This window comes from Mesorhizobium sp. M5C.F.Ca.ET.164.01.1.1 (assembly GCF_004792125.1).
Taxonomy (GTDB): domain Bacteria; phylum Pseudomonadota; class Alphaproteobacteria; order Rhizobiales; family Rhizobiaceae; genus Mesorhizobium; species Mesorhizobium wenxiniae.
This window is the reverse complement of the sequence record NZ_SRTG01000519.1, coordinates 1-294: the sequence shown is the minus strand read 5'-3', so window position 1 is coordinate 294 and position 294 is coordinate 1. Positions and strand designations below refer to the sequence as shown.

The window sequence follows — 294 nt, the reverse complement described above, 5'->3', positions numbered from 1 at the left end:
CACATCCAGATGGCCAATGCCTCGACGCTGGGGCCCGACGACGTGCTGTTTGCGCTTTCCTATTCCGGCGCCAGCATCGAAACCTTGCGCATCGCCGAGCTTGCCAGCAAGCGCGGCGCAATGGTGATCGCCGTCACCGGCCTGCACGACAATCCGTTGAGCCGTGTCGCCGACATCCGCCTCTACACCATCGCCGACGAGGAGCGGGCGCGCTCTTCGTCCATCACGGCGCGCGACGCGCAACTGACGCTGACCGACCTGCTGTTCATTCTGCTGGTGCAGAGGCAGCCGGAC

At 65.3% G+C, this 294-nt stretch carries 1 protein-coding gene; it reads left to right on the top strand.

The features are described 5' to 3' along the window. Positions 1 to 294, top strand: a 294-nt coding sequence (locus EN807_RS34545; protein ID WP_135938089.1) for a MurR/RpiR family transcriptional regulator, incomplete at both ends; no start/stop codon positions are given.